This is a genomic window from Rhodanobacter denitrificans (assembly GCF_003335105.1).
Classification (GTDB): Bacteria; Pseudomonadota; Gammaproteobacteria; order Xanthomonadales; family Rhodanobacteraceae; genus Rhodanobacter; species Rhodanobacter denitrificans_A.
In genome coordinates, this window is record NZ_QFWQ01000001.1 from 98,310 (window position 1) to 113,352 (window position 15,043).

Genomic DNA, 15,043 nt, shown 5'->3' on the forward strand with positions numbered 1-15,043 from the left:
CCGCGGTCAGCGCGGCAGGCTGGAATGGCCCATCAGGAACTCGTCCACCGCGTGGGCGCACTGGCGCCCTTCGCGGATCGCCCAGACCACCAGCGACTGGCCGCGGCGCATGTCGCCGGCGGCGAACACCTTGTCCACGCTGGTGCGATAGCCGCCGCGCGCCTCGGTGCCGGCCCTGGCGTTGCCACGGGCATCCCTCGCCACGCCGAACGCGTCGAGCACGCCCTGCGCGGGCGCGACGAAGCCCATGGCCAGCAGCACCAGGTCCGCCTGGATCTCGAACTCGCTGCCGGCCACCTCGTGCATCTTGCCGTCCTTCCACTCCAGCCGGACGGCGGTGAGGCTTCTGACCCGGCCCTTGCCGTCGTCGTTGAAGCACTTGGTGGCCACTGCCCAATCGCGCTGGCAGCCTTCCTCGTGCGAGCTGGAGGTGCGCAGGCGGATCGGCCAGTACGGCCACACCAGCGGCCTGTCCTCCTGCCGGGGCGGCTGCGGCAACAGCTCGAACTGGGTGACTGCCACGGCGCCCTGGCGGTTCGAGGTGCCCACGCAGTCGGAGCCGGTGTCGCCGCCGCCGATGACGACCACCTGCTTGCCGGTGGCGACCAGCTGGTCCTGCAGCACGTCGCCGGCCACCACACGGTTCGCCTGCGGCAGGAACTCCATCGCGAAATGCACGCCCTGCAGCGCGCGGCCGGGCACCGGCAGGTCGCGCGGGGTTTCCGCGCCGCCGGTGAGCACCACCGCGTCGTATTCCTGCCGCAGCTGTTCGGGCGCGATCACGCGGGGGTTGCCGTGCTGGCCGGCGTCGGCCGCGGCGCCGACGAACACGCCGGTGCGGAACTGCACGCCTTCGCCGCGCATCTGCTCCAGGCGCCGGTCGATATGGCCCTTGTCCAGCTTGAAGTCGGGGATGCCGTAGCGCAGCAGGCCGCCGGCGCGGTCGTTCTTCTCGAACACCGTCACCGCATGGCCGGCACGGGCCAGCTGCTGCGCGGCGGCCAGCCCGGCCGGTCCTGAGCCGACCACGGCCACCTTCCAGCCGGTCCTGCGCGCGGCCGGCTGAGCCACCACCCAGCCTTCCTCCCACGCCTTGTCGATGATCTTGTGCTCGATCGACTTGATGCCCACCGCATCGTCGTTGACGTTCAGCGTGCAGGCCGCCTCGCACGGGGCGGGGCAGACGCGGCCGGTGAACTCGGGGAAGTTGTTGGTCGAATGCAGCACGTCGATCGCGCGCTTCCAGTCCTGCCGGTACACCAGGTCGTTGAAGTCCGGGATGATGTTGTTGACCGGGCAGCCGTTGTGGCAGAACGGCACGCCGCAGTCCATGCAGCGCGCCGCCTGGGTCTTCGCCTGGTCGTCGTCCAGGTGCTCGGTGAATTCGCGCCAGTGCTTCTTGCGCTGCGCGGGCGCCTCGCTGGTTTCCTGCAGGCGCGGGTATTCGAGAAAGCCGGTGATCTTGCCCATCTGTACGGTTCCCCTGGACTCAGGCCGTGGCCTTCTCGGTGGATGCGGCCGCGGTCTCCCGCGGAGGTTGGGCCAGCGCGCGCTTGTACTCGTGCGGCATCACCTTGACGAAATGCGTGCGGGCATTGCTCCAGTCGTGCAGGATCGCCTTGGCGCGGAAACTGCCGGTGTAGCGGAAATGCGCCTCGACCAGCCGGCGCAGGATCGCCTCGTCGGTTTCGCCGGGCGCGCCGCGGGTGAGCGGATGCCACAACGCCCGCGGCACCCGCAGCTCCTGCTCGACGCCGGAGAGCAGCGGTTCCAGGCCGACCATGGAGAGGTTGCAGCGTGACTGGAAGTGCAACTCGGGGTCGTAGACGTAGGCCACTCCGCCGGACATGCCGGCGGCGAAATTGCGGCCGGTTTCGCCGAGCAGGACCACGGTGCCGCCGGTCATGTACTCGCAGCCGTGGTCGCCGACGCCTTCCACCACGGCGGTGGCGCCGGAGTTGCGCACGGCGAAGCGCTCGCCGGCGACGCCGTTGAAGTAGGCCTCGCCTTCGGTGGCGCCGTACAGCACCGTGTTGCCGGCGATGATGTGCTCCGGGCCGAAGCCGTGGAAGTCGTTCGGCGAGCGCACGATGATGCGTCCGCCGGACAGGCCCTTGCCCACGTAGTCGTTCGCCTCGCCGACCAGGTCGAGCGTGATGCCGCGGGCCAGGAACGCGCCGAAGCTCTGTCCGGCGGTGCCGTCCATCTGGACGTGGATGCTGTCGTCGGGCAGGCCGGCGTGGCCGTGGCGGCGCGCCACCTCGCCGGAAAGCATGGTGCCCACGGTGCGGTTGACGTTGCGCACGCCGACGATGAAGCTGGTGCGCTCGCCATGCTCCAGCGCGGGCCGGGCTTTCTCGATCAGGGTGTGGTCGAGCGCCTTGCCGGCCTTGTCGAGGCCGTGGTCCTGTCCGCTCGCGTGCCGCCGCGCCACCGCCGCCGGCACCTCGGGGCGATGGAACACGCGGCTGAAGTCCAGCCCGCGCGCCTTCCAGTGTGCGATGCCCTGGCGGAGGTCGAGCAGGTCCGCGCGGCCGACCAGCTCGTCGAAGCGGCGGATGCCCAGCTGCGCCATGATCCGCCGCGCTTCCTCGGCCACGAAGAAGAAGTAGTTCACCACGTGCTCGGGCTTGCCGCTGAACTTCCGGCGCAGCACCGGATCCTGCGTGGCCACGCCGGTGGGGCAGGTGTTGAGGTGGCACTTGCGCATCATGATGCAGCCTTCCACCACCAGCGGCGCGGTGGCGAAGCCGAATTCGTCGGCGCCGAGCAGGGCGCCGATCACCACGTCGCGGCCGGTCTTCATCTGGCCGTCCGCCTGCACCCGGATGCGGCCGCGCAGGCGGTTCAGCACCAGGGTCTGCTGCGTTTCGGCCAGGCCCAGCTCCCATGGCGTGCCGGCATGCTTGATCGACGACCACGGCGAGGCACCGGTGCCGCCGTCGTGCCCGGCGATCACCACATGGTCGGCCTTGGCCTTGGCCACGCCAGCCGCCACGGTGCCCACGCCCACCTCGGACACCAGCTTCACCGAGATCGATGCCTGCGGGTTGCAGTTTTTCAGGTCGTGGATGAGCTGGGCCAGGTCCTCGATCGAGTAGATGTCGTGGTGCGGCGGCGGCGAGATCAGGCCCACGCCCGGTACCGAGAAGCGCAGCCGGGCGATGTACTCGGAGACCTTGTGGCCGGGCAGCTGGCCGCCTTCGCCGGGCTTGGCGCCCTGCGCGATCTTGATCTGGATCTGGTCGGCCGAGACCAGGTAGGCCGCGGTGACGCCGAAGCGGCCGGAAGCCACCTGCTTGATGCGCGAACGCAGCGAGTCGCCGGCCTGCAGTTCAAGGTCGCGCTCGATGTGCGCTTCGCCGAGCAGGCCGGCGACGGTGTCGCCCTGCTTGATCACCACGCCACGCAACTCACCCTGGTAACGCGCCTCGTCCTCGCCGCCCTCGCCAGTGTTGGACTTGCCGCCGATGCGGTTCATCGCGATGGCGAGGGTGGTGTGCGCCTCGGTCGAGATCGAACCCAGCGACATCGCGCCGGTGACGAAGCGCTTGACGATCTCGCCGGCCGGTTCCACTTCGTCCAGCGGAATGGCGGCAGCCGGATCGGCGCGGAACTCGAACAGCCCGCGCAGCGTCATCAGACGCCGGCTCTGGTCGTTGACCAGCTGCGAATACTCCTGGTAGGTCTGCGCGCTGTTGGCGCGGGTGGCATGCTGCAGCTTGGCCACCATGTCCGGCGTCCACATGTGCTCCTCGCCGCGCACGCGCCAGGCGTACTCGCCGCCCGCATCCAGCGCGTCGGCCAGCACCGGGTCGTCGCCATAGGCGGCGGCGTGCAGGCGCAGCGCTTCCTCGGCCACCTCGAACAGGCCGATGCCCTCGATGTTGGAGGTGGTGCCGGTGAAGTACTTGTCCACCAGCTTGCGATTCAGGCCCACCGCCTCGAAGATCTGCGCGCCGGTGTAGGACATGTAGGTGGAGATGCCCATCTTGGACATCACCTTCTGCAGGCCCTTGTCGATCGCCTTGACGTAGTTGCGGATCGCCTTGTCCGGGCCGATCCCGTCGCCGGCAGCGGCGAAGTGCTGCGCCAGCACCTCCATCGCCAGGTAGGGGTGGATCGCCTCGGCGCCGTAGCCGGCGAGCAGCGCGAAGTGGTGCACCTCGCGCGCCGACCCGGTCTCCACCACCAGGCCGGTACTGGTGCGCAGGCCCTTGGTGACCAGGTGCTGGTGCACGGCCGAGGTGGCCAGCAGGGCCGGGATCGCCACGCGCTCGCGGTCGCTGCGCCGGTCGGACACGATCAGGATGTTGTGGCCCTGGCGGATCGCGTCGGTGGCCTGCGCGCACAGCGAGGCGAGGCGCGCCTCGATGCCGGCCTTGCCCCAGGTCGCCGGATAGGTGATGTCCAGCTCGAAGCTGCGGAACTTGCCCTTGGAGTAGCGCCCGATCTTGCGGATCTTGGCCATTTCGGCGAAGTCCAGCACCGGCTGGGCCACCTCCAGCCGCAGCGGCGGGTTGATATTGTTGATGTCCAGCAGGTTGGGCTTGGGCCCGATGAAGGACACCAGCGACATCACCAGCTGTTCGCGGATCGGATCGATCGACGGGTTGGTGACCTGCGCGAACAGCTGGCGGAAATAGCTGTACAGCGGTTTGCTGCGCTCCGACAGCACCGCCAGCGGCGAATCGTTGCCCATCGCGCCGATCGCTTCCTCGCCGACCTGCGCCATCGGCAGCAGCTGGAACTTCAGGTCTTCCTGGGTGTAGCCGAAGGCCTGTTGGCGGTCGAGCAGGCTGTCGACCACGTGCGACTCGGCACGCGGCTCCGGCAACGCGTCCAGCTTGATCCGGATGTGCTCGATCCACTGCTTGTACGGCCGGGCGTTGGCCAGCTGGTCCTTCAGTTCCTTGTCGTCGATGATGCGGCCCGCTTCCATGTCGATCAGCAGCATCCGGCCCGGCTGCAGCCGCCACTTCTTCACGATGCGCGACTCGGCGACCGGCAGCACGCCGGCCTCGGAGGCCAGGATCACCAGGCCGTCGTCGGTGATCAGGTAGCGCGCCGGGCGCAGGCCGTTGCGGTCGAGCGTGGCGCCGACCTGGCGCCCGTCGGTGAAGGCGATCGCGGCGGGGCCGTCCCACGGCTCCATCATCGCGGCGTGGTATTCGTAGAACGCGCGGCGGTTGTCGTCCATCAACGTGTGGCGTTCCCATGCCTCGGGAATCATCATCATCATCGCGTGCGACAGCGGGTAGCCCGCCATGGTCAGCAGCTCGAGGCAATTGTCGAACGAGGCGGTGTCGGACTGGCCGGGATAGATCAGCGGCCACAGCTTGGCCAGGTCGTCGCCGAGCACCGGCGAGGAGATCGCGCCGGTGCGCGCGTTGATCCAGTTGACGTTGCCCTTGACCGTGTTGATCTCGCCGTTGTGCGCGATCATGCGGTACGGGTGGGCCAGCTCCCACGCGGGGAAGGTATTGGTGGAGAAGCGCTGGTGCACCAGCGCCAGCGCCGACACGGTGCGCGGGTCGGCCAGGTCGAGGTAGTACTGGCCGACCTGGCCGGCCAGCAGCAGGCCCTTGTAGACCACCGTGCGGCTGGACATCGAAGGGACGAAGTATTCCTTGCCGTGCTTCAGGCCCAGCGCGCGGATCGCGTGGCTGGAGGTCTTGCGGATGACGTACAGCTTCCGCTCCAGCGCATCGGGCACCATCACGTCCGGCCCGCGCCCGATGAAGATCTGCCGCACCACCGGCTCGGTCGCCTTGACCGCCGGCGACATCGGCATTTCGGCGTCGACGCGCACGTCGCGCCAACCCAGCACCACCTGGCCTTCGGCCCGCACCGTGCGTTCCAGCTCCTGTTCGCAGGCCAGCCGCGAGGCGTGCTCCTTGGGCAGGAAGATCATGCCCACGCCGTACTCGCCCGGTGCCGGCAGCTGCACGCCCTGCTGCGCCATGTCCTCGCGGTAGAGCTGGTCGGGGATCTGGATCAGGATGCCGGCGCCGTCGCCCATCAGCGGATCGGCGCCGACCGCGCCGCGGTGGTCCAGGTTGCGCAGGATCAACAGGCCCTGCTGGACGATCTCATGGCTTTTGCGGCCCTTGATATGGGCGACAAAACCCACGCCGCAGGCGTCGTGTTCGTTGGACGGGTTGTACAAACCCTGCGCGTGCGGCTGAGCCATGTTCTCCACTCCCGGCATGGGGAGAATCGACTATAGTGCGCCGCAACAAAAGAAAGCAAGAAAATCAAATAGCCGTATATAAGGCTGTTTGACGGCAGGCGCGGGCCTCGCGCAAACGATGGCCGACCCGCGCCGGCGCCGGCCCTGTGGCGGGCGGGTCGGAATGCCCGCCTCGCCCGCAGCTTCAACGGGCCGCCCGAAACGGTTCAGCCAGGGTCGTTCGATATGGCCGGCAGGCTTTCCTGGTCAACCGCGAGCTGGCTGGCGAGCAGGGCCACCTGGGTGCGGTTGTTGACGCCGAGCTTGCGCATGATCGCGGTCATGTGCGCCTTCACGGTGGCCTCGGAGACACCCAGCTCCCATGCGATCTGCTTGTTCAGCAGACCCTCGGCGATCATCGTCATTACGCGGAACTGCTGCGGCGTCAGCGCGGCGACCTGCGCGGCGGCGGCCGCTTCGTCGGGCCTGAGTTCGGTGGGGTTGCCGAGCAGGGCCGGCGGCAACCAGACATCGCCGTCCAGCACGGCACGGATCGCCGCCACGATGTCGGGGCCGGCGGTGGACTTGGGAATGTACGCCGAGGCGCCGTGCGCCAGCGCGCGGCGCGCCACCTGCGCCTCCTCGTGCCCGGATACCACGATGGTCGGCAGCCCCGGGTACTGGCCGCGGATGTGCGCCAGCGCGGAGTAGCCGCGCGCGCCGGGCATGTGCAGGTCAAGCAGCAGCAGCTCGGCGTCGGGGAACTGCTCGATCAGGCCGAGCAGGGCGTGGACGCTGTCGGCCGCATGCACGCGCGCCTGCGGCAGCGCGGCCAGCACCGCGCGCTGCAGGGCGTCGCGGAACAGCGGATGGTCGTCGGCGATCAGGATGTCGGGCATGGCGTTCGAACCGTCACCCCGGCGAACGCCGGGGTCCAGTGGCTTGCGCCCGAAAGGCGCTGGATGACCGGCCTTCGCCGTTGAAAGTTCTTCCGGCTTGCGCCCGAATGACGAAGGAAGGGATCACTTGATCAGCCGCTCGTCCACCAGGTTCTTCACCACGCCGGGATCGGCCAGGGTAGTGATGTCGCCGAGCTGGTCGGGCAGGTTCTCGCCGATCTTGCGCAGGATCCGGCGCATGATCTTGCCGGAGCGTGTTTTCGGCAGGCCGGGCGCCCACTGCAGGTAGTCCGGCGTGGCGATCGGGCCGATCTCCTTGCGCACCCAGGCGATCAGTTCCTTGCGCAGCTCGTCGTTGCCGGTCTCGCCGGCGACCAGGGTGACGTAGGCGTAGATGCCCTGGCCCTTGATCTCGTGCGGGCAGCCGACCACCGCGGCCTCGGCCACCTTCGGATGCGCCACCAGCGCGCTCTCCACCTCGGCGGTGCCGAGGCGGTGGCCGGACACGTTGATCACGTCGTCGACGCGGCCGGTGATCCAGTAGTAGCCGTCCTCGTCGCGGCGGGCGCCGTCGCCCGAGAAATAGTTGCCGGGATAGGCACTGAAATAGGTGTCGATGAAGCGCTGGTGGTCGCCGTAGATGGTGCGCACCTGGCCGGGCCAGGAGTCGGTGATCAGCAGGTTGCCCTCGGCCACGCCTTGCAGCACCTGGCCGTCGGCGTCGACGATGGCCGGCTTGATGCCGAAGAACGGCAGCGTGGCCGAGCCGGGCTTGGTGGCGATCGCGCCGGGCAGCGGCGAGATCATGATGCCGCCGGTCTCGGTCTGCCACCAGGTGTCGACGATCGGGCAGCGACCCTCGCCCACCACGTGGTAGTACCACTCCCACGCCTCCGGGTTGATCGGTTCGCCGACCGAGCCGAGCAGGCGCAGGCTGGCGCGCGAGGTCTTCTTCACCGGACCTTCGCCTTCGCGCATCAGCGCGCGGATCGCGGTGGGCGCGGTATAGAACAGGCTGACCTTGTGCTTGTCGATCACCTGCCAGAAGCGGCTGTGGTCGGGATAGTTCGGCACGCCCTCGAACATCACCGTGGTGGCGCCGTTGCAGAGCGGGCCGTACACCACGTAGCTGTGGCCGGTGACCCAGCCGACGTCGGCGGTGCACCAGTAGACGTCGTCCTCGCGCAGGTCGAACACCAGCTCGTGGGTGTAGCTGATGAACACCAGGTAGCCGCCGGTCGAGTGCTGCACGCCTTTCGGCTTGCCGGTGGAGCCGGAGGTGTACAGCACGAACAGCGGGTGCTCGGCCTCGACCGGGGTGGGCGCGCAGTCGGCCGACTGGCCTTCCATCAGGGTGTGCCAGTAGCGGTCGCGCGGCGACTGCATGTTCACCGCGCCGCCGGTGTGGCGCACCACGATCACGGTTTCCACGCTGTTGGTGCCGGGGCGCTCCAGCGCCGCGTCCACGTTGACCTTGAGCGGAATGCGCTTGCCCGCGCGCAGGCCTTCGTCGGCGGTGACCACCACCTTGGCCTGCGAGTCGGCGATGCGTCCGGCCAGCGAGTCGGGCGAGAAGCCGCCGAAGACCACCGAGTGGGTGGCGCCGAGGCGGGCGCAGGCCAGCATCGCCACCGCCGCCTCGGGGATCATCGGCAGGTAGATCGCCACGCGGTCGCCCTTGGCCACGCCGAGGTGCTTCAGCGTGTTGGCGAACCTGCACACTTCGGCATGCAGCTCGCGGTAGGTGATCCGGCGCGAATCCTTCGGGTCGTCGCCCTCGAAGATGATCGCGACCTTGTCGCCACGCTTCTCCAGGTGGCGGTCGAGGCAGTTCGCCGACACATTGAGTTCGCCATTCTCGTACCAGCGGATGTGCAGGTCGTCGCGCCGGAACGAGACGTCCTTGATCCGGGTCGGCGCGCGGGTCCAGTCCAGCCGCTGGCCGACGCGACCCCAGAAGCCCTCCGGATCGCGCACCGACTCGGCGTAGAGGCGCGTGTAGTCGTCGTGGCGCAGGCGCGCGGCGGCGGCGAACGAGGGATCGACCGGATAGAGCTTGGACATGGCTGGGCTCCTGCTGGCTGGGTGCCGGGAACGGCGGAGGAGAATGCCGCGACAGGCGACGGCGCGCGGCGGCATGCGGGTTTCGAGTGTAGCCCGATCGTTGCGGTGGCGGCGGCGCGCCGGCGTCTCGACTTTGGTCGAAGTTCGACCAATGGCGAATAGTCGCCCGCGCCGCAGCATGGCCATGCTCGGCCCGTCATAAACCTTGGGGAGACGCACGCATGACGACGCGATACACGAACCGTTACAAGGCGCTCGCCCTGAGCATGGCCTGCGCGCTGGCCCTGCCGCTGGCCGCGCATGCACAAAGCGACGCGCGCGAACAGCAGCTCGAGCAGCGCGTGGCGCAGCTGGAGCAGCAGTTGAACGAGCTGAAGGCGATGATCAAGGCGCAGAAAGCCGCGCCGGCACCGCAAGCTCCAGCCACGCAGAGCGTGGCCGCCGCCCCCGCGTCCACGCCGACCTTCAGCAGCGCGCCCGGCGTGTCGGTGGCGCTGCACGGCTTCATCAGCGCCAGCGCGTTCAGCCAGAACAAGAGCTTCACCTACGGCAACGGCCAGAACGCACTGTTCCCGATACCCGGCTCCACCGGTTCGCTCAGCGGCGTCGACGTGCGCAACACGCGCTTCTGGCTCGACTTCAAGGGCGCCAAGTTCGCCGGCGACTGGAACGGCGGCGGCCGCATCGAGATGGACTTCTTCGGCGGCTTCAACGGCACCGGCGCCTACAGCCAGCAGCAGGCGACGCCGCGGCTGCGCCAGGCCTACATGGACCTGACCAATCCCGAGACCGGCACCACCGTGCGCATCGGCCAGCAGTGGGACCTGATGTTCCCGATCGACAACTCGCCCACCTCGCTGGCGCACATCGCGTTCCCGCTGGGCTTCGGTTCCGGCTACGGCGGCTGGCGCTTCCCCGGCGTGGTGGTGATGCAGGACATCAACCACGGCAGCACCGGTGCGCAGTGGCGTTTCGACGTGGCGGCGTTCGAGGGCAACTGGAGCGGCCCCGGCAACAACATCAACTACCTCACCGCCGGCAACGCCGGTTTCCGGCCGCAGCTGGAGGCGCGGCTGCACGTGCAGGACAAGAACTGGCTGGCGTATTTCGCCGCCCACTACAGCAAGGTCGACCTGCGCGGCGTGGAAGGCAATGCGCCCACGCCGATCCGCTCCGAGGTGACCAGCGTCGGCTACGAGGTCGGCGGCCAGTGGAAGCCCGGTCCGTGGACGTTCAAGGGGCTGGCCTACGCCGGCAACGGCCTCGGCGAGATCTTCGGCGCGATGTCGCAGTTCGGCGACATCAAGGAACGTGGCGGCTTCGTGCAGGCCGGCTACAGCTTCACGCCGAACTGGGCCGTTTATGCTTTCTACGCATACAGCAAGCCTGACAGCCAGGACGTGATCACCTGGATGGGCCACGGGGCGACCGGCCTGCTGCGCAACCGCCAGGCCGCATTGAGCCTGCAGTACACCGCCGGCTCCTACGACCTCAGTGCCGAGTGGATGCACGACAAGATCGACTCAACCAGCAACGGCACCGATCGCAAGACCACCACCGGCAACCAGGTCAGCCTCAACGCGCTGTATCGCTTCTGAGGTTCTTGGCGGCGTGCCCCGGCACGCCGCCGCCCAACCTCCCGCGAAACCGGGAGGATGACGAGGTGCGGCCCGGGGCAAGGGACGGTCCGCGCCTTCCGACTTCTCCCCAGGGTTCCGGGCAGAGGCAATCCACTATTTCGGGAGGGGAAACATCATGGCCACCAATGCCATCGACGCCATCGGCAGCCGTGCCGGCAGCGCACTCGACGTCAGCCACAAGCGGGTGATCCTGGCGTCCAGCCTGGGCACCGTATTCGAATGGTACGACTTCTACCTGTACGGCTCGCTCGCCGTGATCATCGGCCACCAGTTCTTCTCGGGGTTGAATGAAGCGAGCCAACTGGTGTTCGCCCTGCTCGCGTTCGCCGCCGGCTTCGCGGTGCGCCCGTTCGGTGCGCTGGTGTTCGGCCGGGTCGGCGACCTGGTCGGGCGCAAGTACACCTTCCTGATCACCATCGTGATCATGGGCCTGTCCACCTTCTTCGTGGGCCTGCTGCCCAGTTACGGCTCGATCGGCATGGCCGCGCCGGTGATCCTGATCGCGTTGCGCATGCTGCAGGGCCTGGCGCTCGGCGGCGAGTACGGCGGCGCGGCCACCTACGTGGCCGAGCATGCGCCGCAAGGCAAACGCGGCCTGTACACCAGCTTCATCCAGATCACCGCCACCTTCGGCCTGTTCCTCTCGCTGCTGGTGATCCTGGGCTGCAAGTGGATGCTCGGCGACAAGTTCGACGACTGGGGCTGGCGCGTGCCGTTCCTGCTGTCCTCGCTGCTGCTGGCGGTGTCGGTCTATATCCGCCTGCAACTGGCCGAGTCGCCGGTGTTCAAGCAGATGAAGGAGGAGGGCAAGCAGTCGAAGGCGCCGCTGACCGAGTCGTTCGCGCGCTGGGGCAACCTGAAGCTGGTGATCCTGGCCCTGCTCGGCGCCACCGCCGGCCAGGCCGTGGTGTGGTACTGCGGCCAGTTCTACGCGATGTACTTCCTCGGCAGCACGCTGAAGATCGATGCCACCACCACCCAGCTGATGATTGCTGCGGCACTGCTGATCGGCACGCCGTTCTTCGTGGTGTTCGGCTGGCTGTCGGACAAGATCGGGCGCAAGCCGGTGGTGCTGGCCGGCTGCCTGCTCGCGGCGCTGACCTACTTCCCGATCTTCAAGGCGATTACCCACTACGGCAACCCGGCGATCGAGGCGGCCAGCGTGACGGCACCGATACGGGTGGAGGCCGATCCCGCCGGCTGCAGCGTGCAGATCGACCTGATCGGCAAGAAGGTCTTCACCAGCTCCTGCGACGTGGCCAAGAGCTACCTGGCCAAGCGCGGCGTGCCGTACGAGAACGTGGTGGCGGCCGCGGGCACGCCGGCGGTGGTCACCATCGGTGGCCAGCAGTTCCCGTCGTTCGAGGGCGGGGCCCTGTCCAAGGCCGACTTCACCGCCCAGAGCAAGGCGTTCGGCGACAGCGTCGGCAAGGCGCTTGCCGCAGCCGGCTACCCGGCCAAGGCCGATCCGGCGCAGACGAACAAGCCGATGCTGGTGCTGCTGCTGACCATCCTGGTGCTCTACGTGACCATGGTCTACGGCCCGATCGCCGCGTGGCTGGTGGAGATGTTCCCCACCAGGATCCGCTACACCTCGATGAGCCTGCCGTACCACATCGGCAACGGCTGGTTCGGCGGCTTCCTGCCCTCGGTATCGTTCGGCATCGTGGCGGCCACCGGCAACTTCTACGCCGGCCTGTGGTATCCGGTGGCGATCGCGGCGATGACCTTCGTGATCGGCATGCTGTTCGTGCGCGAAACCAAGGACGTCGACCTCAGCGACTGAGGTGGGCAGCGGGAATACGGGAAACGCAGCGGCATCGGCCGCTGCGTTTGCCGTTGGCCACGATCGGCCGACCGGCGGCTCAGGCGCGCTTGATCAGTCCGATGATGACCAGCAGGATGATCGCGCCGATCATCGCGTTGATGATCGCCGCGATGATGCCGCCGCCGATCACCAGGCCGACCATGGGCAGCAGCCAGCCGGCGAGGAACGCGCCGATGATGCCGACCACGATGTTGCCGAGCAGGCCGAAGCCGAAGCCGCGCACGATCAGGCCGGCCAGCCAGCCGGCAATGGCGCCGATGAGCAGGAAAACGATCAGGCCGCTGGCAGTCATCGTGAATCCCTCATGTGGTTTTCGGGTGGCACGCATGCGTTGCTTGCGATGGCACCGGCCAAGCGTCCGGCATCCGCTGTGCAGTCATCGTGACGGGCGGATGCGGCGCTATGCTGGCGGCCACGGCAGGGCATGACGACCGGAGACCGCGCATGAGCCATGCAGCAGCCAGCTATGTTCACGGCTCCAGCGCGAAGTCCCTGCTCGGCGACACCGTCGGCAGGCTGATCGACCGCATCGCCGCCACGCATCCGGAACGACCGGCGCTGGTGGTGCGTGCGCAGGACGTGCGCCTGAACTACCGTCAATTCCATGCCGAAGTGGAACGCGTGGCCGCCGGTCTGCTGGCGCTCGGGCTCCAACGCGGCGACCGTGTCGGCATCTGGGCGCCGAACCGGGCCGAGTGGGTGCTGCTGCAGTTCGCGGCGCCGAAGGCCGGGCTGATCCTGGTCAACATCAACCCGGCCTACCGCACACACGAGCTGGAGTATTCGCTGAACAAGGTGGGCTGTCGCGCGCTGGTGCTGCCGCGCCGCTTCAAGACTTCGCACTACCTGGACATGCTGGCCGAGCTGGCGCCGGAACTGGCCGCCAGCGCGCCCGGCCAGTTGCAGGCGACGCGGTTGCCGACGCTGCGCGAGGTGATCCTGCTCGCCGATGAACCGGCGCCCGGCACGCGCGGCTGGCGGGAGCTGGCCGCGTTCGGCGATGCCGTGGCGCTGACGAAGCTGCACGAAGCGGAGCAAGCGCTGAACTTCGACGACCCGGTGAACATCCAGTTCACCTCCGGCACCACCGGCGCACCGAAGGGCGCCACGCTGACCCACCACAACATCGTCAACAACGGCTGGTTCATCGGCGAGGCGATGCGCCTCACCGAGCACGACCGGCTGTGCATCCCGGTGCCGTTCTACCACTGCTTCGGCATGGTGCTGGGCAACCTCGCCTGCGTCACCCACGGCGCCTGCATGGTGATCCCGGGCGAGGGCTTCGACGCGCTGGCCACGCTGGAAACCGTGGCCGAGGAAAGATGCACCGGCCTGCATGGCGTACCCACCATGTTCATCGCCGAGCTCGAACATCCGCGCTTCGCCGAGTTCGACCTGTCCAGCCTGCGCACCGGCATCATGGCCGGCTCGCCGTGCCCGATCGAGGTGATGCGGCGGGTGGTCGGCGAGATGCACCTGGGCGAGATCACCATTGCCTACGGCATGACCGAGACCAGCCCGGTGAGTTTCCAGACCGTGCCGGAGGATCCGCTGGAGCGCCGCGTGGACAGCGTGGGGCGCATCCATCCTCAGCTGGAAGTGAAGCTGGTGGACGAGCGCGGGCACATCGTGCCGCGCGGCACGCCGGGCGAGCTGTGCACGCGTGGCTACTCGGTGATGCTGGGTTACTGGGACGATCCGGCACGTACCGGCGAGGTGATCGATGAGGCGCGCTGGATGCACACCGGCGACCTCGCCACGCTGGACGACGACGGCTACTGTCGCATCGTCGGCCGGCTCAAGGACATGATCATCCGTGGCGGCGAGAACGTGTACCCGCGCGAGATCGAGGAATTCCTCTACACCCACCCGAAGGTGCTCGACGTGCAGGTATTCGGCGTGCCCGACGCGAAGTTCGGCGAGCAGGTATGCGCGTGGATCCGCCTGCGCGAGGGCGTCGAGGCCAGCGTGGCGGAGATCCAGGATTACTGCCGTCACCACCTCGCCTACTACAAGGTGCCGCATTACGTGCGCTTCGTGGACGCTTTCCCGATGACGGTGACCGGCAAGGTACAGAAGTACCTGATGCGCGGGGCGATGGTCGCCGAGCTTGGGCTGTAGCGCGCCGGGCCTAACGCACGGTGCGGTCGTGCTTCAGCGGGTCCTTGCCCTCGCGCAGCCGCCTCAGGTCGTACTCGGACAGGCTGTCCTCGCGCGCATGGCCGGCGATGCGCGCCTGCACGAAGGCCAGTGTGGTGGCGAAGATGCCGACCAGCCCGACCAGCAGCCAGAAACCCCAGGCGCCGGCACCGTGGCGGGTGAAGCACAGCACGAACGCGAACACGGTGAAGGCGAGCAGCAGCCAGCGCATGGGGAAGCCCCGACGGGTGGAAACGCGCCGCCGGTGGCGGCGGACGGCCGCATCATAGCGCCGCCGTCG

At 68.3% G+C, this 15,043-nt stretch carries 9 protein-coding genes; 3 read left to right on the plus strand and 6 right to left on the minus strand.

The window, feature by feature from the left end; all coding sequences use genetic code 11:
• Positions 1-6: 6 nt before the first annotated feature.
• The 4 genes from DEO45_RS00445 to acs all read right to left on the minus strand — a co-directional run bounded on the left by DEO45_RS00445 (position 7) and on the right by acs (position 9,135).
• Positions 7-1,470, minus strand: a complete 1,464-nt coding sequence (locus tag DEO45_RS00445; protein ID WP_114340357.1) for a glutamate synthase subunit beta — start codon at positions 1,468-1,470, stop codon at positions 7-9.
• A 19-nt stretch (positions 1,471-1,489) separates the two neighbouring features.
• Positions 1,490-6,193 (minus strand): glutamate synthase-related protein, encoded by a 4,704-nt coding sequence (locus DEO45_RS00450; protein WP_114340358.1) that lies wholly within the window; start codon positions 6,191-6,193, stop codon positions 1,490-1,492.
• A 206-nt stretch (positions 6,194-6,399) separates the two neighbouring features.
• Positions 6,400-7,071, minus strand: a complete 672-nt coding sequence (locus tag DEO45_RS00455) for a response regulator transcription factor (RefSeq protein WP_114340359.1) — start codon at positions 7,069-7,071, stop codon at positions 6,400-6,402.
• A gap of 123 nt (positions 7,072-7,194) precedes the next feature.
• Positions 7,195-9,135, minus strand: a complete 1,941-nt coding sequence (gene acs / locus DEO45_RS00460; RefSeq protein WP_114340360.1) for an acetate--CoA ligase — start codon at positions 9,133-9,135, stop codon at positions 7,195-7,197.
• Between the two features lie 221 nt (positions 9,136-9,356).
• On the opposite strand from acs, the gene DEO45_RS00465 reads away from it, so the two are divergent.
• Positions 9,357-10,733 carry a hypothetical protein gene (locus tag DEO45_RS00465; protein WP_189339644.1) on the plus strand — a complete coding sequence of 459 codons (1,377 nt, stop codon included), beginning with the start codon at positions 9,357-9,359 and terminating at the stop codon, positions 10,731-10,733.
• Between the two features lie 157 nt (positions 10,734-10,890).
• Positions 10,891-12,561: an MFS transporter gene (locus DEO45_RS00470; RefSeq protein WP_114340361.1), complete on the plus strand. Its 1,671-nt coding sequence runs from the start codon at positions 10,891-10,893 to the stop codon at positions 12,559-12,561.
• Between the two features lie 79 nt (positions 12,562-12,640).
• On the opposite strand, the gene DEO45_RS00475 is transcribed toward DEO45_RS00470, so the two are convergent.
• The gene (locus DEO45_RS00475) at positions 12,641-12,895 is read right to left on the minus strand and encodes a GlsB/YeaQ/YmgE family stress response membrane protein (protein ID WP_114340362.1); all 255 of its coding nucleotides are present in this window, start codon (positions 12,893-12,895) and stop codon (positions 12,641-12,643) included.
• 152 nt (positions 12,896-13,047) lie between these two features.
• Here DEO45_RS00475 and DEO45_RS00480 point away from each other — a divergent pair, with 152 nt between their 5' ends.
• Complete coding sequence (locus tag DEO45_RS00480; RefSeq protein ID WP_114340363.1) at positions 13,048-14,724, plus strand: AMP-binding protein; 1,677 nt, start codon at positions 13,048-13,050, stop codon at positions 14,722-14,724.
• Positions 14,725-14,734: 10 nt separating this feature from the next.
• On the opposite strand, the gene DEO45_RS00485 is transcribed toward DEO45_RS00480, so the two are convergent.
• A complete protein-coding gene (locus tag DEO45_RS00485) occupies positions 14,735-14,974 on the minus strand; it encodes a hypothetical protein (protein ID WP_114340364.1) in 240 nt (79 codons plus the stop codon).
• Positions 14,975-15,043: the final 69 nt, after the last annotated feature.

Excerpts from the sequence above, each read along its gene's own strand:
- DEO45_RS00445 (WP_114340357.1), bottom strand. The coding sequence starts at position 1,470 with ATGGGCAAGATCACCGGCTTTCTCGAATACCCGCGCCTGCAGGAAACC.
- DEO45_RS00450 (WP_114340358.1), bottom strand. The coding sequence starts at position 6,193 with ATGGCTCAGCCGCACGCGCAGGGTTTGTACAACCCGTCCAACGAACAC.
- DEO45_RS00455 (WP_114340359.1), bottom strand. The coding sequence starts at position 7,071 with ATGCCCGACATCCTGATCGCCGACGACCATCCGCTGTTCCGCGACGCC.
- acs (WP_114340360.1), bottom strand. The coding sequence starts at position 9,135 with ATGTCCAAGCTCTATCCGGTCGATCCCTCGTTCGCCGCCGCCGCGCGC.
- DEO45_RS00465 (WP_189339644.1), top strand. The coding sequence starts at position 9,357 with ATGACGACGCGATACACGAACCGTTACAAGGCGCTCGCCCTGAGCATG.
- DEO45_RS00470 (WP_114340361.1), top strand. The coding sequence starts at position 10,891 with ATGGCCACCAATGCCATCGACGCCATCGGCAGCCGTGCCGGCAGCGCA.
- DEO45_RS00475 (WP_114340362.1), bottom strand. The coding sequence starts at position 12,895 with ATGACTGCCAGCGGCCTGATCGTTTTCCTGCTCATCGGCGCCATTGCC.
- DEO45_RS00480 (WP_114340363.1), top strand. The coding sequence starts at position 13,048 with ATGAGCCATGCAGCAGCCAGCTATGTTCACGGCTCCAGCGCGAAGTCC.
- DEO45_RS00485 (WP_114340364.1), bottom strand. The coding sequence starts at position 14,974 with ATGCGCTGGCTGCTGCTCGCCTTCACCGTGTTCGCGTTCGTGCTGTGC.